Annotated in this window: 13 protein-coding genes, 1 tRNA gene and 1 pseudogene; 8 read left to right on the forward strand and 7 right to left on the reverse strand. The window is 68.1% G+C overall.

The annotated features are described in order from the left end of the window. A pseudogene (locus KBY19_RS27215) lies at positions 1-976 on the reverse strand (ABC transporter); the annotation flags it as partial. 80 nt (positions 977-1,056) lie between these two features. Between KBY19_RS27215 and KBY19_RS27220 the strand changes: the two are divergent. Then, positions 1,057-2,511 carry a lipase maturation factor family protein gene (locus KBY19_RS27220; protein WP_210966884.1) on the forward strand — a complete coding sequence of 485 codons (1,455 nt, stop codon included), beginning with the start codon at positions 1,057-1,059 and terminating at the stop codon, positions 2,509-2,511. Positions 2,512-2,830: 319 nt separating this feature from the next. Here the strand turns inward: KBY19_RS27220 and KBY19_RS27225 are convergent, their stop codons facing one another. After that, entirely contained in the window at positions 2,831-4,270 is a 1,440-nt protein-coding gene (locus tag KBY19_RS27225) for an NAD(P)/FAD-dependent oxidoreductase (RefSeq protein WP_180289833.1), read from the reverse strand. A 264-nt stretch (positions 4,271-4,534) separates the two neighbouring features. On the opposite strand from KBY19_RS27225, the gene KBY19_RS27230 reads away from it, so the two are divergent. Continuing rightward, a tRNA-Pro gene (locus tag KBY19_RS27230) sits at positions 4,535-4,608 on the forward strand. A gap of 948 nt (positions 4,609-5,556) precedes the next feature. Here the strand turns inward: KBY19_RS27230 and KBY19_RS27235 are convergent. After that, on the reverse strand, positions 5,557-6,288 hold the full coding sequence (locus tag KBY19_RS27235) for an SAVMC3_10250 family protein (RefSeq protein WP_210966885.1): 732 nt from the start codon (positions 6,286-6,288) through the stop codon (positions 5,557-5,559). Positions 6,289-6,447: 159 nt separating this feature from the next. Between KBY19_RS27235 and KBY19_RS27240 the strand changes: the two genes are divergently transcribed. From KBY19_RS27240 to KBY19_RS27255, 3 genes are all read left to right on the forward strand, one after another. Then, complete coding sequence (locus KBY19_RS27240; RefSeq protein ID WP_210966886.1) at positions 6,448-8,229, forward strand: hypothetical protein; 1,782 nt, start codon at positions 6,448-6,450, stop codon at positions 8,227-8,229. Positions 8,230-8,271: 42 nt separating this feature from the next. Then, a complete protein-coding gene (locus tag KBY19_RS27245; RefSeq protein WP_210966887.1) occupies positions 8,272-9,432 on the forward strand; it encodes a serine/threonine-protein kinase in 1,161 nt (386 codons plus the stop codon). 866 nt (positions 9,433-10,298) lie between these two features. After that, on the forward strand, positions 10,299-10,970 hold the full coding sequence (locus KBY19_RS27255) for an HNH endonuclease family protein (protein ID WP_307843634.1): 672 nt from the start codon (positions 10,299-10,301) through the stop codon (positions 10,968-10,970). Positions 10,971-11,502: 532 nt separating this feature from the next. Here KBY19_RS27255 and KBY19_RS27260 read toward each other — a convergent pair. The 4 genes from KBY19_RS27260 to KBY19_RS27275 form a co-directional block, all read right to left on the reverse strand. Then, positions 11,503-12,510: a site-specific integrase gene (locus KBY19_RS27260; protein ID WP_210966888.1), complete on the reverse strand. Its 1,008-nt coding sequence runs from the start codon at positions 12,508-12,510 to the stop codon at positions 11,503-11,505. 407 nt (positions 12,511-12,917) lie between these two features. Continuing rightward, positions 12,918-13,265 carry a helix-turn-helix domain-containing protein gene (locus KBY19_RS37835; RefSeq protein ID WP_368860996.1) on the reverse strand — a complete coding sequence of 116 codons (348 nt, stop codon included), beginning with the start codon at positions 13,263-13,265 and terminating at the stop codon, positions 12,918-12,920. Beyond that, entirely contained in the window at positions 13,265-14,278 is a 1,014-nt protein-coding gene (locus KBY19_RS27270; protein ID WP_307843635.1) for a DNA methyltransferase, read from the reverse strand. The genes KBY19_RS37835 and KBY19_RS27270 overlap by 1 nt, the downstream gene beginning before the upstream one ends. Before the next feature lie 67 nt (positions 14,279-14,345). Then, complete coding sequence (locus tag KBY19_RS27275; protein ID WP_210966891.1) at positions 14,346-15,041, reverse strand: hypothetical protein; 696 nt, start codon at positions 15,039-15,041, stop codon at positions 14,346-14,348. Positions 15,042-15,439: 398 nt separating this feature from the next. Here KBY19_RS27275 and KBY19_RS27280 point away from each other — a divergent pair, with 398 nt between their 5' ends. The 3 genes from KBY19_RS27280 to KBY19_RS27290 all read left to right on the forward strand — a co-directional run bounded on the left by KBY19_RS27280 (position 15,440) and on the right by KBY19_RS27290 (position 19,019). After that, positions 15,440-16,309, forward strand: a complete 870-nt coding sequence (locus KBY19_RS27280) for a hypothetical protein (RefSeq protein WP_210966892.1) — start codon at positions 15,440-15,442, stop codon at positions 16,307-16,309. 329 nt (positions 16,310-16,638) lie between these two features. Continuing rightward, the gene (locus tag KBY19_RS27285; RefSeq protein WP_210966893.1) at positions 16,639-17,040 is read left to right on the forward strand and encodes a pilin; all 402 of its coding nucleotides are present in this window, start codon (positions 16,639-16,641) and stop codon (positions 17,038-17,040) included. Between the two features lie 356 nt (positions 17,041-17,396). Continuing rightward, positions 17,397-19,019 (forward strand): hypothetical protein, encoded by a 1,623-nt coding sequence (locus tag KBY19_RS27290; RefSeq protein ID WP_210966894.1) that lies wholly within the window; start codon positions 17,397-17,399, stop codon positions 19,017-19,019. Positions 19,020-19,022: the final 3 nt, after the last annotated feature.

Genomic DNA, 19,022 nt, shown 5'->3' on the forward strand with positions numbered 1-19,022 from the left:
TCTCTTCCTCGGGGGCCCCGCCCCCCTCCCCTCCCCCACCCCCCATGCCCTCGTGCAGCACCTCCGCGAGCCGTTCCAACGGCAGTGCCGCCAGCTCGGCGATGTCCCGACCGGCAAACGTCACGGCAAGCGCTTCCGGCCGCAACCGCCGCCCGTCGCACACGGGACAGTCGGCACTGACCAGGAACCGCCGTACCCGCTGTCGCAGGGTGGCGCTCTTCGTCCCCGCGAAGGTGCGCAGCACATAGCGTTTCGCGCTCTGATAGGTGCCTTGGTAGGGCCGCTGGATGCGACCCGCCTCACGGACCGGGTGCACGGTGACGACCGGCTGTTCGTCCGTGAAGAGCAGCCACTCCCGCTGCTCGTCCGGCAGCTCCCGCCACGGGCGGTCGATGTCGTAACCGAGTGTCGCGGTGACGTCCCGCAGGTTCTTGCCCAGCCACGCACCCGGCCAGGCCGCGATCGCACCCTCACGAATGGTGAGCGACGGGTCCGGCACCAGCGACTCCTCGGTGACCCGGTGCACGGTGCCCAGCCCGTGACACTCCGGGCAGGCGCCTGTCGCCGTGTTGGGCGAGAAGGCGTCCGAATCCAGCCGCTCCGCACCGTCCGGATAGCTGCCCGCCCGGGAGAAGAGCATCCGCAGCGAGTTGGACAGCGTGGTGACCGTTCCCACGGACGAGCGTCCGGTCGGCGTCGAACGTCGCTGCTCCAGCGCCACCGCCGGCGGCAGACCGGTGACCTCCCCGACCCGCGGCGCTCCGACCTGGTGGATCAGTCGCCTCGCATACGGGGCGACCGACTCGAAGTAGCGCCGCTGTGCCTCCGCATAGAGTGTGCCGAAGGCAAGCGAGGACTTGCCCGAGCCGGAGACCCCGGTGAAGACGACCAGCGAGTCGCGTGGAATGTCCACGTCCACGCCCCGCAGATTGTGCTCGCGGGCGCCCCGCACTCGTACGTATCCGTCGTCGCTCATTCGCCCATGATCAGCCACGCGCCCGTCGCGTCGCATCAGCAGCCCCGGCAGGGCGTGAGGGACACACATGGGTGGTACCCATGGCCGCCATGGACTGGTTCACGCCATGGTTCTCGGCGCCCGGTTACGAGATGGGCCGACTGATCTTGCAGCGCGCCCTGGCCGCTGTCTACCTCGTCGCCTTCTTCTCGGCCGCGATGCAGTTCCGGGCGTTGCTCGGTGACCGCGGGCTGGTGCCTGCAGCCGCTTTCGTGCGGCGAGTGTCTTTCCGGGCTTCCCCCAGCCTCTTCCACTGGCGGTGTGACGACCGCGTCACCGGTGCCTGCGCCTGGGCGGGTGTCGTGCTCGCCGCTGCCGTGGTGGCGGGGGCCGCGGATGCCGTACCCCTCTGGGCGTCAATGGTGATGTGGGCACTGTTGTGGATCCTCTATCTCTCGTTCGTGAACGTGGGGCAGATCTTCTACAGCTTCGGCTGGGAGTCACTGCTGCTGGAGGCAGGCTTCCTTGCGATCTTCCTCGGCAACGCGGAGACGGCACCGCCTGTGCTGACCCTGTGGCTGATGCGCTGGCTTCTCTTCCGGGTGGAGTTCGGCGCGGGGCTGATCAAATGGCGCGGAGACGAGTGCTGGCGCAAGCTGACCTGCCTCTACTACCACCACGAGACCCAGCCGATGCCCGGTCCGCTCAGCTGGTACTTCCATCACCTCCCCAAACGGCTGCACCGGGTGGAGGTGGCCGCCAACCATGTGGCCCAGCTGATCGTGCCCTTCGGTCTGTTCTGTCCGCAGCCCGTGGCCACGGTCGCGGCGGGTCTGATCATCGTCACGCAGCTCTGGCTCGTCCTGTCGGGCAACTTCTCCTGGCTCAATTGGCTGACGATCGTTCTCGCGTTCGCCGCCGTCGACACCTCTGCCCTCACCGGTACCCCTTCCTATGGTCCGACTCCGTTGTGGTTCGCCGTCGTGGTCTGCGTGGCCACAGCCTTGATCGTCGTGCTCAGCTACTGGCCCGCGCGCAACCTGCTCAGCCGGACCCAGCAGATGAACCGGTCGTTCAACCCCCTCCACCTGGTCAACGCTTATGGCGCCTTCGGCAGCGTGACCCGCGTCCGGCAGGAGATCGTCATCGAGGGCACCGACGAGGATCGGATCACGCCGGACACGGTGTGGCGGGAGTACGAGTTCAAGGGCAAGCCGGGAAACGTGCACCGACTGCCGCGCCAGTTCGCGCCGTACCACCTCCGTCTGGACTGGCAGATGTGGTTCGCCGCGCTCTTCCCCGCCTACACCCGTGGCTGGTTCGAACCCTTCATCTCCCGACTGCTCGACAACGACCGAGCCACGCTTCGGCTGCTGCACACCAATCCGTTCCCGGAACAACCTCCTACTCATGTGCGAGCGCTGCTGTACCGCTATCACTTCACTACGCGAGAGGAGCGGCGGGAGACCGGCGCCTGGTGGCATCGCACTTTTGTGCGCGAGTTCCTGCCGCCCGTCGCTCTCTCAGGGGAACGCGGCGATCGGCGCCCCCGGTGATACAGGGTGGGGGCGGCCGAACCGATCGGACCCACTACGAGAAAGCTAGCTCCGGGTGCGCATTCCGTGTCCGAGGCCTCACAGCCCGTGGATAACCCGCCAGTTGTGCATAACCCCGTCACCCGAGCGGGTGACGGGGCGAGCAGTCTCTGGAGGGCCCGAGAAGAGCGGGAGGGCCCCACAAGCGCAAGTGCGGAGAAGCACGAGCAGGAGAAACGGGGCGGGGGCAGGAGACAGGGCCGGGGGCAGGTGGAACGGAGGCGGGAAGTCCGACGAGCGGGGACGGGGGAATGGGGGAGGCAGGAGCAGGAAGCGGGGGTCAGGGCGCCGGTACCCGGGCCACCTCGGGCGACGACGACTCCAGCGGCACCGACCAGGACCTCACCAGCCCCAGCTGTGCCGCCTGCCGTGGCAGCACCGCATCCAGTGCCCAGTCCGCCAGCACGCGGACCCGGTTACCCGGCATGGCCGCGAGGTGGTACGCCCGCGTCACCAGGTTGGCGAGCGGCCCCGACAACGGCACACGCAGCGGGTTCGCCGCGGCCTTGACCCCACCGAGGTCGACCATGAAGCCCAGATCATGGTGCTTGTAGGGCCGCGATGCCCCGTAACCGAACGAGGCCGCCAGGTTACGGCCCGCTGTCTTCCCTTGTCGTACCGCGTGCTGTGCCGTCATCGGAGTGATCTCCCCGGGGCGGGTCAGATCGGGTACCGCAGCCGCGTCACCGCAGGCCATGACTTCGGGCCTGCCGGGCACGCGCAGATACTCGTCCACCACGATGCGCCCCTGCTGGGTCTCCAGCCCGAGGTCCTTGACGAGGGGGTCGGGCCGTACGCCCACACACCAGATCAGCGAGCGGGTCGGAACGAACTCGCCGCTGTCCAGCAGCACACCCTCGCTGGTTGCCTCCTTGACGCTGGTCCCGGTCCGCACCTCGACACCCCTCTTGCTCAGCACCTCGTGTGCGGTCTTCGAGAGACGTTCATCCAGCTCAGGCAGGATGCGCGGGGCTATGTCGAGCAGCATCCAACGGGGTCGCTCCCCCTGGCTGGACCGACTGCTGACAGCCGCGCCTCCGCTCGACTCCTGTGCTGCCCTCTGCTCACCCTGTTCCCCTTCTGTCGCCGGCTCCTCGTGCCCCTCCGGCCTCCCGCGCTTCCCCGGCTTTCCGGTTCGCTCCTGCCGGTTGTGCTGCCTGGCGAGGGATGCGGTGAACATCTGCCCGTGCGCGGCGACCTCCGTGCCCGTGTAGCCCGCACCGACGACCACGAAGGTACGGCGCGCCGCGGCCTCCTCCGGATCTTCCGACGCCGAGGCCAAGGCGATCTGCCGGTTGACGTGATCACGCAGATAGAGGGCTTCCGGCATGCCACGGAAGCCGTGCGCGTGCTCGGCGACACCGGGGATGGGCAGCAGCTTGTTGACGCTGCCGACGGTCAGCAGCAGTCGGTCGTAGTCGAGCTCGCCGGAGCGGCCCTCCGGGTCCACGTACTGGAGCCGGCGCTGATCGAAATCAATGGCGTCGACCTCGCCGAGGACGAGCCGTACCCGAGGCAGCGTGCCCGCCAGCGAGACGGACACCCGTCGCGGCTCCAGCACGCCGGAGGCGACCTCTGGCAGCAGGGGTAGATAGAGAAAGTAGTCGTTGGGGTTGACCAGCACGATCTCCACCGCGCCACGGAGCGTGCGCGAGAGGGTACGCGCCGCCTGATATCCGGCGAATCCAGCTCCGACGATCACTATGCGGGACCGGCTCACAACCGAGACCTCCTCCCAGGAGCGAGGCCGGAACCACCCGCGGCCCCGGCCGTCTGTCGCAGGAGAGCCGGAGTTCCCGCCTGCCTCGACACCAAACTCAGGACCGGTCCGCTCAGAGCCCGTTCACGGCCTGACCCGAGGCCCCAGCCGGGTCCTCCTCCCCGGTCGACTCGAGCAGGGAGGGGGTGAGCGAGCACCCCCTGAAGTGCTGTATTGTTCTTTGTGCGCGAGCGGCGAGGGGAAAGCCCCGAACCGAACGAGCACCGGGACGTGGCGCAGTTTGGTAGCGCACTTGACTGGGGGTCAAGGGGTCGTGGGTTCAAATCCCGCCGTCCCGACTGCGAAGACCGCAGATCGGAAGCCGTTCCAGCATTTGCTGGGGCGGCTTCTTCCGTACGTGCGTTTGCTCCCATGATGGGAGCCCTCTGGGAGCACTCGCGCTCCCACGCTCCCAGACGTCAGTCATGCCCGTTTTCTCCGTCGCACGATCGGGTCGAGGTTGTGCGCGGTACGCCGCTGCTGCGCACCGTCGTCAACAGTGCGGTACCGCCACACCCCGACGGGTGGACGGGTATTCCCGGACAGAAGGCACAAGAACCCCTTGACCGCACGGGGAGGGCGGGGCCGACCGCTATGACCTTGCGGCTGACGCGCTCCCCGCCCCCTCCTCGCACAGGCGAGGGTCTTTGCCCAGGCCAGCGCGCCAGTGCTGGTCGCCCCGTGACGCGCCCGCGCACCTGGGGCGAGCGGATGACACTTGAGCACAGGTGGGAGCGTATCCGCGAGAGCGGGAGCAGATGTGGGGCGCGGTAGCACCCTACAGAGGGCCGTTCCAGCGGGGCCGATGCAGGGGGAGTCAGATCCGTCACTGAACGGAGAGCTGACGACGGCCGAGCGTGAAGAGCCGTCCCTACGCCCGAGGTTGGCCCGCCGGGCAGGGCGAAGCGGTTGAGGTGCCGCGAAAGGGCACCGGTCTGATTCGCGAAGGCGAGCGGCGACGAGTGCGGTGTACGCGTTCATCGAGGCAGAGAAGACCACTGCATCGCTCTCGTGCGTCACCTACTGAAAGGGACCCGCTTCCCCCTTGAACACCTGGCGGGCCGACAAGACCCGGCGGACCACGCAGGCCAAGCAGGTCGGCGGAGCAGCCGTTGACCAGTTCGGCCACGAGATGGCGCAGGGAGGTTTCCGCGACGACCGTCCCGCGGCGGATACGGGTAGCCCAGTCGTTCGGACGAAGTTACTGAAGCCGTCATGACGTGGTGGTGGCGATCCGGGCAAAGTACTCAGGCAGCTGCCGCGTACTCCACGATGAGCGGACTTGCTACCAGGCACCGGGGGGCGGTGTCGGTCTCTGGAACAAGCCCTGTGACTCGCGCATATCCGGTCATCGCCGTGAGCGTGTCAATGCCGCTGTCTTCCTCGTCCAGGGCGCGCAGCAACGCTTGGACGCCACGTTCGTGCAGTTCAGCGGCTGTACCAGGTGACTGCTCATCCTCGGGCAGCGGCTCGCGGTGCCGGGTGAGTGTCGCAACGACTTGGCCGGCCCGAGTGACGAAGGAGTCACCCAGACTGGAAGCGGAGTGCGTTACCTCCAGCTCTGGTCCGTCCGCCAGTATCGGCGTCCAGCCTCGCAGATGTCGGGCGGATCCGTGCATCAGCAGTCGGCAGTCTCCGGTTGTCGCACGATCTGTGCCCTGTGTTCGTGCCGAGTCCACGAACAGCACGAGATCTTGGTGGGCGCCGCTGAGTGTCACGCACCGCAAAGGGGTTTCGAACATCACCCACTGGCCGGGCCGCAGCTCGGCCGCTGTATACCATTCAGCGACGCGTTCCAGATGCTGGTGCACCTCCCGCAAGTGCCGCAGGTGCCCGCGCTCCCCGTCCGTGGTTGGCGCGTCCATATCGATGCCGCCGAACGGCGTGGTCAGGCGAAGGGCGCTTGCCCTCGGCAGACGTCGGGGCTCAGGCACGAACTGCCGCAGTTTTCCCTCGGACAGGTAAGCGATCTCACGCACGGCGCGTTCCCCCTGGTGTGCTGGCTGTATGACGCGCCATGCTGCCACGTCGCACCGACACCGGCCGCCGCATTCCGACCAGTTGGCCTTTTTCAGCCAGTTGACCGCACGCGACGGGTACGCACTCGATAATGAGCGAGTACGTGCCGCAATGCCGCGATGACTTCGGGGGATGTCATGGAGGATCGGATAGAGACGGACTCAGCCCTGGCTCGGCTCGCGGACCAACTGGAGGGTGTAGGCCAAGAACAGGTTCGCCACGAAGACAGGCTGGACGTCTTTGAGGACGGTTTGCACGGCGTGCGTGCCGACGTCCGTGGTCTGCACAGTGACGTCACCGAGGTACGTCAGGAGGTCGCGGGTCTGGAGAGGGCGGTCACCGACACCCGCGAGGCCCTGAACTCCTTCATCGAGCAGTACGGCCGCGACCGCGAGGTGGCCCGGGCCCAAGCCGAGCTGGCCCGTCTGACCACTGTCTTCCAGGCAGAGTTTGCTCAGCGAAAGCTGACTCGCACTCTGGCCCGAGGGCTGGTCCACACTCTCACAGCCCAGGCCGTGCACAAGAAGATGGTTAACACCATCACGGTACGGGCCTGTGTCGAGGAACGAATGCTCCTCGAACCGACCTACTGGCTGGCCCCGGCCATGATGGCGGTGGCCGCCAACTTCCGCGATGAGACCGAGCAGGGTGACCGCGCCAAATCGCATGCATCCACCCTGGACGCTGCCAAGGCCCATCTCTTCTTCGCACTGACCTCCTCCCGCCTGGGGAAGGAGGCCGAAGCGGCTGCCTGGATGGACACCTACCTCCAGTCGCTCAATCCTGAGGAACTCGGTCAGGATTTCTGTGTGGTCCTGGATGCCATCGCCAGCAAGGAGCTGGGAGAGGAAGCGCTCGGCTATACCCGGCAAGCCATGGCGGGATGGGACCAGAGCGTGCACCGCACATCGGCCGCCACACAGTGGAGAGCTCGACTGCGCGACATGCGCCGCCGGCTGCCCGAAGGCGAGTACGCGGCGCTGCGCCGGACCTGCGGGAACCAGTGGGACGCGCTCCGGCACGGCTGGGAACTCGCGACCGTACCCGGGAGGACATTGGCCTACCTTGGGCGCACGTTCCCCGACGGACCGGCCGGAGTCGACCGCCCCGTCAGTGGTGGTCGCCACGTGGAGAGCGCCCTCGAGCGGCTGATCAACCAGCTCGAGCCCGACGAGGCTCACCTGCTTGAGCAAATGCGAAGGCTCGAGCGCATCATCGAACATGACGGGGACCTGAAAGCGGCCGAGCAGGCACACGTGTCGGTTCTGGGCCCGGAAGCTGAGCCGGTGACCTTCATGGTCCTCCTAGATCAGGCCGTTTTCGAACCTGGCGAGGCACGGCTGGGCCCAGCAGCCCGCCGCATGGCCCTCCGCGCCATCTGGCCGAGCCTGGAGAACACCGCCCGCCGAATCGTCGTTGATTCCGAGCGTCAGCTGCCCCCCAGCGTCACCCTGAGCGTGGCGCAGCATTCCGTGACCGTACCGACGGATCCGAACCAGTGCGTGGACGCGGGCCCGCTCGTCGACGACCTCGCCGCGCGCCTCGAGCGACAGACCCAGGCCCGCTCGGACGCCGTGGTGCGCCGCTGGCCGCGCGTCTTCGGCGCCCTGCTGCTCGGGGCCGTCACCGGGGTGCTCGTGGTGCCGTTCGTCGACGGTGCATGGCGGGTAGTGTTTTTCCTCCTCATCCTCGCCATGGTCGCGTGGGTCCTATGGGAGATCTTCGGCATTCCCCTGCGCAAGCGGCATGTGCGTGAGCAGGGCGACCAAGCTCGCAATGAGGCCGTCGCGACACTGGCCGCCGCACTACAGCAGCGGGAGGACTTCTTCGCGGAATGGCACGAGGGCATACAGGACCTGGCCGACCTCACCCTCTGGGGCGGGGCCCCCAAACAGCACTGACCACAAGGGCGTCGCAACCCAACGAGCGCGAAAAGGGCGAGGGTGGACAACTTCATGCTGATCGGTGATCGTTTCAGGCCGAAGGAAGGCCCCGTCAGCGGCGCCATGGGCGATGTGTGGACAGCCGAAGACACAAGGCTGGGCCGCACCGTGGCACTGAAGTTCCTTGCACGGCGCCGCCTTCTGCAGCAGGGTGCTCCCACGGAGTTCGCCGAGTCGACCGCGAGAATGTTTCAGCGAGAGGCCTGGGCCATGGCTCGGGTCAACCACCCGAGTGTCGCCCATATCTACGATAGCGGTGAACACTGCGGCGAGTTCTTCATCGTCATGGAGTACGTCGAGGGCAAGTCCCTCGCCGAACATCTCAGGGGCGGGCCGCGGCTTCCGCTGGAGCGCACCGCCCGGTGGATACGCCAAATATGCGAGGGACTCGACGCTGCGCACGCCGCTGACGTGATCCACCGCGACATCAAGCCTGAAAACATCATGATTACGCGAAAGGGGGACGTGAAGCTCGTCGACTTCGGACTGGCATACCTGTCTGACGTCACTCAGAGCCACATCGCAGCGGGCACCCCGCTGTACAAAGCACCCGAGCGGTGGCACGGCGAGACGGGCAGCGTAAGCAGCGACCTGTACTCCGTGGGCTGTGTCCTGTACGAAATGCTGACGGGGCACCCGCCCTTCGGAAGCCCTCAGGACGATGCCTTAACTGTGGGCCGGATGCATCAGGACGACGCGCCGACTCCCCCGAGCGCCCATCGTCCCGGGGTCCCCGCCCAGCTCGACACCCTCACCCGCACCCTGCTGGCCAAGGACCCGGCAGAGCGCCCCAAGGACGCTCAGACGGTCGCACACGCGGTAGGCGAAATCCTCGACGCATTAAACATCACGGACGCAGCAGGCCGAACCGACATACCCGACACGCATGGCGACAACGCGAGCTTCTCCAAACGCATCGAAGCACTGGACCTGCGGATCTTCGAGCTGGAACTCCTTCACGATCCCAGCGATCAGCCACTGATCGATGCTCGCACCGAATACGCCGAGGTCACCGGCCAGTCAGGTGACACCCGCGGAGCAGCAGCCATGTACAACCAACTTGCCCAAGACTGCCAAATACTCTTCGGGCCATACGATGTCCGCACGCTGGACGCCTTCGAAGGTCTCGCGCGATGGAACCGCGCAGCCCCCGCAAACTAGCGACCGTCTTCCGACGCATCTTGCGTACTCAGGTGTCGCTATGTCAGCTCCTGAAGCATCATCTGTCGATAGCAGTTCCAACTCATCGAGCACTGCGGAGCTGCGCTGCCTCACGCCCCTTCTCGCTGCGGACGCCCTGGAGATACTGAGCGTTTTCCAATCCGTTGGGCTGGGCCAGTAGTTGACCCACCAAGCGCAAACGGGCCCTCTGATCCGGGCCGGTCGCAAGAAGCAGCGCCTGGGCACCGTGCCAGCCGACAGACACCTCGACGTCCTGGCGTTGCTCGACAGCGGCTCGACCTTGCCCACCGTCTCCGGGACAGCCAACTCGTCACCACCCGGCGCAGCCATTGAACGGTGTCCCGTATGCCCTGGCCAGCTAGTGATAATCTTGGTGTGGGTGGTGTAGTGACGCCTTCGTCCTCGCAATGAACTGGACAGGCGCACCCGGTCCCGCCGAGTATGCTGTACAGTGCCACGGCATACCGCTCCAGACGCTCGTCCTGGCATACGGTCTCGCACTCGCCCAGCCCTGAGAACAGCCCCCAGCGGCGCTGTCGACGGCAGCGTGAAGGACCTTCCCACCGCCATCCGCGACCGCGGCAGCTCCGTCCGCAACAACTCCGGCCGCACCGCCCGTATCTACGAGAAGGCGAATTTCGCCTGGCCGGTGGGGTGTGCGTCACCAAGAGCGGCGGGGCCATCCACGACCTGCGCGGCTACAGCCTCAACGACCAGACCCGCTCCCTGCGCATCAACCGCAACGACTGCGGATAGCGCAGCCTGGCCCGCAGCTGTGCACTCCATCGTGTGGTTTGGCAGCCCACAGCCGCCTGGCGGCCTCTTGCTGAGCCAACAATGCCGCCGTGATCATCTTGGTTCGCGGCCTGATGGCCGCTGCTTTGACCGTGCCCCTGCTGGCTGCTGCCGCTCCCGCGGTGGCTGAACCGACATCCGGTCGTCAGGCTGTCGACCTGCCTGTGGTGCAGGCCATCGAGGCCCTGCCCGTGGAGAAGGAGAACCGCGCTGGCTACAAGCGCACGAAGTTCCGCCATTGGATCGACGCCGACCGGGACGGCTGCAACACGAGGCAGGAAGTCCTCATCGAGGAAGCCACCGAAGAGCCGAAGATCCGGCCGGGCTGCTCGCTTACGGACGGCGAGTGGTTCAGCTACTACGACGCCAAGACCACCGACAACCCACGTGGGCTGGACATCGACCACATGGTGCCGCTCGCCGAAGCCTGGGACTCCGAGGCCTCAGCCTGGGACACAAAGAAGCGCGAGCGCTACGCCAACGACCTCGACAGCAAGCGGTCGCTGGTGGCTGTGACCGCGCGGGAGAACCGGCAGAAGGCTGATAAAGACCCGGCCCAGTGGTGGGTGCCCGCCAAGGACGCCTCCTGCCAGTACCTGTCGGACTGGGTCGCGACAAAGACCCGCTGGAGGCTCGCCGTAGACCAGGCGGAGAAGAGCGCCCTCCGTGACCGTGCTGCACAGTGCCCGAACGCGCGGGTGAAGGCCGACATCGCCCAGTAGCCTCCGGACCTCCCTCCTCAGCAGCCCTTCCTCGGAAGCGGGCAGCGCCCCGGACGGATACGGTCCGGGGCTCACCGCCGCCGGAAAGCAGAGCAGAGGAGCCGAGGTCAGCTCGTGACTGTCAGCAGTGGGGTGTCGGCGGTGCGCGGCCGGACGGCACTGGCCCGACCGCGTGCAGGCGGCGCATGGTCTGCACGTCCGCGACGGAGAGGGCCCCTTTCGGATTCCTGACTGTAGACGGTGTACGCGGCACGTATGAGCGGCGCTAGGCGTGGGATCCCCGGCCACCTTGCACCCCGCGCCGCCGGTACGCGGCGCCCTGGGCTCGCTGCGATGCATGTGTATTCGGGCCTGTCCGACAGCGCGGCACCGGGGCGCCGTCAACCCCGAGCTGGCGCTACAGCTGACCCTCAAGCCAATCACCCACCACCGGAACAAAGGCTCCATTCAGGGCGGGTTGGACGCTGACGAGGGCGGGAGGGGAAGCCCCGCCAGTGGTCGCTGGCGGGGCTGGGTGGTGCGGTGCGGTTGGTCAGCTCGCGGCGGCTGGCGGGAGGAAGAGCGAGGCGCGGGGGTGGCTGGTGGGGGCGAGGGTGTTCAAGGAGCGCTGCCAGCGGGCTTCGAGTCCGGCCAGGAGGCGGGTTTCGATGCTGGGGGCTACGTGGGCGTAGGTGTCGTCCATTTTGTCCTGGAGGGTGTGGCCCAGGCGGCGGGCCTGAGCGATGTCGGGGATGCCGTCTTCGATGAGCCAGGTCTTGTGCGAGTGGCGCAGGCCGTGGAAGGTCAGGCGTTCCTCGATGGGAGGCCAGTGCTGTCCTTGGTGGGTGGTGCCCCGGGCAGCGGGGGCGAAGATTCGGCGTTGGAAGCCGGAGCGGCGCAGGGGCCGTCCGCGCACGGTGGTGAAGACCAGCTCTCGGGTGCTTGTCTTCAGGTGTGTGCTCAGGAGTGCGGTGAGGAAGGGGGGCAGGGTGACGGTGCGGACGCTGGCGCGGGTTTTCGGGTGGCCCAGGCTGAGGGTGCCGTTGACCTCGTGGAGAGCGCCGGTGGGGGTGATGTGGGCGCGGCCGGTGGTCAGGTCGAGGTTGTCGCGGTGCAGGCCGGCCAGCTCGCCCCAGCGCATGCCGGTGTAGGCGGCGGTGATCAGCAGCAGGGCCTGCTGAGGGGTGGCCAGCATGGCAGCGCGTCCGGCGAGTTGGAGGAGTTGGTGTTCATCGATCCAGGCGCGTTCGGTGCGTGGACGCAGTCGCCCGCGGCGTCCGCGCTCTGGGCGCACGGGGGTGCGGGTGAGCAGGCCCTCGTCGACGGCGTCGGCCAGGATGAGGGCGAGGAGTTTGCGGATGCTGGTGACGGTGGCCTCCGCGTGCCGGGTCCGCAGATGCTTGAGCCAGGCCCGGATGTGGGAAGGGGTAAGAGCTGTGAGCAGCTCTCCACCCCATCGAGGGAGGATGTGGCAGGTGAGCAGGCTGCGGTAGAACGCCTCGGTGTTCTCGCCGACGTCGATGCCCTGCCACCATGTCTCTGCCCACTGGCCCAGCGTCACCCCGCCTTCAGCCGGACGCGTGGTGGATGATCCATGCACAGGATCCGGAGGGGACACCGAGACAGGTCGCGGCTCGGTGGGTGATGGGGGTGAAGCGTTGGGGGCAGGTGATGTCGGGGACGGGCTGGGAGCGCTGATGCGGTCGGCGTGGGCCTGCGCGGCTTCCTCTGTAAGGAAGCCGCCGATACTGCCTGCGACGCCGGGGCTCTTCCAGTACCGCACCCGCCAGGTGCGGCCTCGTCGTTCAACCCAGGCCATGGCCATCTCCTTTCACACGTGTTCTGAACTCCGGCGCGCGGTGCCCACGGCACGCACGGCATCGATCGCATGCCAGCGCGCGGTTCCATCGACGCTCGGTTCTCGGCGGAGCGGAATCCCCCGCGCTGGTCGGACCCAGCTACGGGGGGTCAGGGACGGGGGCCTCGTGCCCCGTCTTCGAGGAGGAGGGCCAAATCAGTCTCGGCGAAGCGCAGATGGCGCCCGAGTCGGGTATGGGGAATCTGCTGTGCGGCTGCCTTCTTCCGCAGCCAGGAGGCGGGGATGCGCAGCCGAGCGGCGGCTTGGTCGGCCGTATACAGCAACGGCCCGCCCTCCACACGGGAGCTCTCCGTCGCTTCCTCCCCGATATCGGGCCCTTCCGCTGGTTGCCCGCCACCGGCCGGTGCCTTTTCCTCGAGTGCAGATTCCCGTTGGGTGACAGCGGTTTGCAGCGGGCGACGCGCGAGCGGAGCTGGAGACAGGGAGCGACGGGACATCAGCCGCACCTCCCGCCCGGGCAGTCACCGCGTGCGGGACAGTGGCAGACCCGCGCTGTATCGGGGCACTGCCGTGGCGCCCGTTCCGCGCCGTCCGGACTGCAGTCTGCACGCGAGCGACGCACCTCCGCGCGCCGAGGCCGAAGCACTGGACGAGGCGTCCGTTGGCACGTGCCACGCAGACCATGAGGCTTGCAGAAGACGAGGACGTCTTCGTGGGCAATGAGGTGCGAGGGAATTCCGCGGCGTCGGGCATCGCGGGTGTTCTTCATCTGGAAGAACGAGGGCCGCAGGACGAGCTGCCCGTCCCGGAGCCCCGCCAGCAGAGCGATGTTGTGCTCGATGGGGGCGAGCCCGGCTCGCTTCCCGGCCTCGAGCACCGCAGCAGGGAGGTCGACGAGTTCGCCGCTCTCCCGCCAGGGGCGGGCGACGACCACCACAGTGCCGCCAGGACGGAGCACGCAGGAGCATTCGTGGAGAATGCGGGTGAAGGCGGCGAGGAGCTGATCCGTGGAGGTGTGGGCGAGATTAGCGGGATCGTCGCTGTAGCGATGGTCCCACTTAAGAACGCCTCCTTCTCCGCTGTCGCGGGTGGAGCGTACGCGGCCGTGGGTGCTTGGGCCGTATGGCGGTGAGGTGAGCACCATCGCGACGCGGCCATGGTGCTCGGCGGGGAGGAGACGGCTTACCTGTTGGGCGTCTCCGCAGACCACTTCGCCAGCAGCGGTGGCGCCCTGCCGCTGGGCGGAGGCGGCGTTGCATGCGGCCAGCTGTGCCCAGCGGGGTTCGTACTCGATGCCGATCGCCCGGCGGCCCAGGTGCTGGGCTTCGACGAGGGTGGTGCCGATCCCGCACATCGGGTCGAGCACGAGGTCGCCGGGGGTGGTGTAGGCGGCGATGGCGTGGGCGGCCAGTGCGGGGAGCATCTTGGCCGGGTGGGCGTTGCTTCCGCTCACGTAATGGCGGGCTTTGCGCTGTGCAGGGGCTGAGGTGGGGGCAGTGTCCCACCACACCGAGACGGGCTTGGGGCGGTAGTGGGGTCCATGGGGGTAGTGCAAGGTGACGGCTCCGGTCCGTTGGTCAGGCGAATGTGCGTGGGGAGAAGAGGAGCAGGTCGGAGTGGATGAGGCCGCCGGCGGTCACCTCCTCAGCCCTCGCGGCGGCGAGGTGGTCTGAGTCGGGGTGCAGGTGAGCGATGACCAGGTGCTGGAGGTAGGAGAACCCTGCGATTCGGGCGCTGGCGGTCAGTTCACCGAGTGGGTCGATGAGCCAACGCTCGTCGCGTCGTTGGCGGGTGGCGACGAGCAGGATTCCCTCCGCGGGGAGGAGGCGGTGCGCGCGGTGGAAGAAGCCGGGCCAGACATCCTGCGGGGCCGGCAGAGGGTCGCTGAGTAGAGCTTGGTCCGCGTCTTCGGGAGCGCGGAGGGTGTCGGGGTGGAATTCGGCGAGCAGCAGGGGCGGCAGCGGAAGGTCCGCTCCATCCTCGTGCGGACGGGTGTGCGGGTAGGTGGTGGTGCGGGCGCGTGCGTCCAGAGAGGATCCGCCCTCGGAGTCACCTGCTTCGTTGACGCGGACGCGGAGCAGTGGGCTGGGTGCCTCGCTGGGGCGGGGGATGATCTGGGTGCGGATCCTTTCGATGGCCCACTGCGGCAGGACCTCGTCGTCGGCGGGGGCTGGGTGGGGTTCGTCGGCGGGTGGGAGCCAGACCGTGGACGGGATAGGTGACAGGCGGTCGGCGGCTGGCTGGGGTGCTGTGGGCCCGGTGTGGTGGCGCATGGGGTGGCGGCGCCCGGCCGAAGGGGTTTCCGTTCTCGTGCTGACGTAAGAGAAAGACAACTCCGGGCGCATTTTTGCCACCCGTGACGGCTTGTTCGAGCAGGTTGGATACGCACCGTTCACACCCCGGGATACGCGGGTGGAGCTCGGGTCTCCGTCGTGCGCTGAGGTGTTTGTGCAGGTGGGTGCGGAAGCGAGCCAGTAGCGAGCCACCTGCGAGCCAGTACCGGACCACCAGATTCCGGCACAGGCGAGGCCGGTGAAGTCGTCGCGAATTATTTGTGTTCGATTCTGCCCTTCGGACTGCCGCTCAGGGGCTGTTCAGAGGGACGGGCCACGGTGCGGCCTTCGCACACGGCGAGCACCAGCCGAGCCAGTGACTCGTCGCCGGACCGGGCATGGCACGCGAGTGGTCCGGGCGGCTGGGAGTCGTGGCGGCACAAGCCAAGCCACGACTGATGGAGGAGCTCATGCGCCGCGTCTTCCCAACCCCTGGTGCGAATGTCGGTGAGGCCCGCTCGCCGCTCGGTGAACTGGACGAGGCATTCCTCGCACTCGGGGCGGCGGCTGCCCGCCCCCTCACCATGCCCCTGCTGTCGGACGACGGCCGGACGAAGAGCGACTGGCCGGTGGACCGGGTGCGAGCCCGGCTCGCGCACCCAGGAGCGACCGCGAGTCAGCGGGCACTCATCTGGCACGAGGTGGTGCGCCGGGCCCAGAAGCTGCCAGAGCCGTGGCAACTCGTTGCGGTGGGCATGACCATCCCCGTTCTGTACCGGATGCTGCGCCGACAGCAGCTTCCCCAGCGCCTGGAGCGGCCGGACCTGGAGCAGACGGCACTGGCCGCAGTCGCCACCACACTGCCCTTGCTGACAAGCGATCACCCCGAACCGCACCGGGCGCTCTTCAACGCTGCCGACCGCGAGATCCACCGGCTCGTCAACGCCGCCCGCAAGCAGGAGAGGCACGAGTGCCCTGTGCTCATCAGCCCCGACACCCCCGCACCAGAGAGGCCCGATGTCGAAGACCGCAACACTCCGGACCACGGGGAGGAGCGAGATGAGTACGCCGTGCTGGCCGCAGCCATGCAGGCAGGAGTACTCAAAGCACACGAAGCACAGCTGATCGCGCTCACCCGCTTGGAGAAGAAGTCGGTCAAGGACATCGCCCAGCAGCGCGGACATGCCTGGCGCACCCTCTACCGGCACCGCGCCGCAGCCGAGACCCATCTCGCCGTGCATCTCCAGCGACAGGCATACGAGGTATAGCCCGTACGGGGGATCTCCGGCCCGGGGACGGCAACAAGCCGGGCCGGACGCTCTATCTCTCCATGACGGCACATCGCCTCCCCTACCCGAAGGTGATGCCCGTCCCTCCCGGAACCGGCTTGTGCGGGTTTTGGGAGGCAGCCGCTGAAGTGCCGGGTCGGGCCGTCTCGCGCTGACATCCCGAGAAGTCCCGTCCGCCAACCGCCGTTGAAGGGGGTTCGGCGCCTGGGCGAAGGAGCCCGCCCCGGCACTTCGGCGACACCACTGCCTTTTCTCCGTTTGTGTCCACAGCGTCCTGGGCGGCTCTCGCCCGAGGGAGGTACGCCTGCATGCCTGCGATCAAACGTGCCCGGTCACACCGTCGCACTCGCCTCTCTCGTGGTGAAGTGCTCGCCTCCCGAGAGCGCGTCATGCGGCTGGTCACGCTGGCCAGTGTCCTGGTTGCCGGGTGTCTGGTCTTCGCCGTGGAGGCGGTGGCGGCGGGGAAGGCGCCTCATCCGGCGTCGATCCCGGCGGTGGTCGACAATCTGCGCAATTGGATCGTGGGGATCCTCGCCGGTCTGGCCACGCTGTTTCTGACACTGGGTGGACTGCGCTACCTGATGGCCGGCGGGGATGCAGCCGAAGTCGAGGCAGCGAAGAAGGCATTGAAAGCGTCGGGGTCCGGCTATGGCCTGGCGATTTTGGCGCCGGTCATTGTCGAGGTCCTCAAGGGCATCCTGGGAATCTGACAGTGAGCCCACGTCGATGGTTGCCCCGCCTGCTGCTCCTGGCCTTCTGCGGGCTCGCGCTGTGCGCCGGGCTGAACGGATCTGCTGCGGCGGCTCCCCGGGATCCAGCCCCTGCCCCTGCACCGGCTCCGGGACCGGTGGCGCCGTCGCCCGATGCGGAGCCTTCCAGGCCAGAGCCGAAGCCGGGCCCCACTCCGGCACCAACTCGGCCGCCACCGGAGCCCGGCCGTGTCGTACCAAAGCCAAAGCCCGCGGAACCGACTCCGGGTCCGACGCCGCCGGCGTGCGAGGCGGAGGGGCGGGAGTGCACGCCGCAGAAGGTCTGGGGATTCAGCGACCTGCTCGACTTCCCCGGAATGATCGCCGACGCGGTCACCTCGCTGTTGGGCTCTCTGGTGGAGCAGTTCCTCAAGCCGGTCCGGAAGCTGCTCGCCGACACGCTGCTGGCCACTCCGGACATGACCAGCCACCCTGATGTGAAGCGGCTGTGGCGCTCCTCTCTCGTTACGGCGACAGCGGTCTACGTGCTGTTCGTCCTCATCGGCGGTATCACCGTCATGGGGCACGAGACGGTGCAGACACGGTACGCTCTCAAGCAGATCGCCCCGCGCCTGGTGCTCGGGCTGAGTGCCGCAGCCGCCTCGCTGCCTGTGGTGGGCAAAGCCATCGAACTGGCCAACGCGCTCTCGCGCGCCATCGCGCAGACAGACCTGTCCGACGCGGGCAAGGGCTTGGTGGAGCGTGCGATCCCGTTCGCGCTCTCCGGCGGCACTGCCCATGTGACGTTGTACATGGTCATCCTGGAACTCTGTTTCCTGGCCATGGTTCTCGCGGTGCTGATCGGCTACCTGCTGCGGGTCGGTGCCATCGCGCTGCTGACCGTGGGGGCGCCTCTCGCGCTGGCCTGCCACGCCCACCCAGCGACCGAGGCTGTGGCGAAGATGTGGTGGCGGGCGCTTGCCGCCGCTCTGGGTATCCAGGTGCTCCAGTCCCTGGTCTTGATCAGTTCGCTGAAGCTGTTCTTCGCCCCTGACTCCACCCTGCTCGGCTTCCCGAAGCTCAACAAGCTGGGGACGATGCTGGCGGGTATCGCCCTGTTCTGGGTGTTGTTCAAGCTGCCCGGCTGGTGCATGCGCGCCGCTTTCCGCGCCCTCGGCCTCCCGCCCCCGCACACGCCCGCACCGGTGCGGATGGCACGCAACATCGCCATGCTGATGTTGCTGCACCAGTACGCGCCCGGCCTCATGACACGCGGTGGAGCCCGCGCAGGCGGGCCGGGAGGGCTCCGCCCCCGCGCCGGAATCGGCCCTGCGGGAGGGACAGGCCGCCCTGGCGGCCCCGGGCCGGTCCCACCTCCCTGGGGCGGCCCACCCCCTCCAGGTGGCCCTGGGGGGCCGAGGACTTCACCGCCCGGCGGACGCCCTCGCAGCGGGCCAGGTGCAGGCCGTGGCAGCGGACCCGGGGCACCCGGCCCGGGAAGCACGGGCCACAGGCCGGGGCCCGGGACCGGCAGCGGACGTGGTCCCGGAGGCTCGGGTATGAACGCGGGTGCGGGCAAGGCTGGGACTGGATCGAGTGCTCCGCAGGTCACGCTCCAGTGGGGCACACCACAGCGCACACCGCCCACTCCATCTCCGCACACCGCGAGGCCAACGGGAAACCCGCGCTCTGCCGGACCTTCCGGCGGCGGCCGAGCGGGACAGGCATCCAGTGGTCTGGCCCCGGGCGCGGGACGAGCCGCTTCGGCAAGCGGGCCACGGGGCGCGGCACGGCCCCTGGCCGGTGGCCCCACTCCGCCGACCCGCTCGCCGGGGCTGTCGGCTCCCCCTCCAGCACCGGGCCGTAGCGGGCCGCAGCCTCCGGCCACACCGCGCTCGCTGCCTCCGGCTCCGCCTCGTCGTGCGCTGCTGCCCGGCCGGCCGATACCCCTCCGGCTTCCTTTGGAACCGCCCCACCACCAGCCCCCGCAAGGAGCGTGACCG

The organism is Streptomyces sp. B15 (assembly GCF_018070605.1).
Classification (GTDB): Bacteria; Actinomycetota; Actinomycetes; order Streptomycetales; family Streptomycetaceae; genus Streptomyces; species Streptomyces smyrnaeus.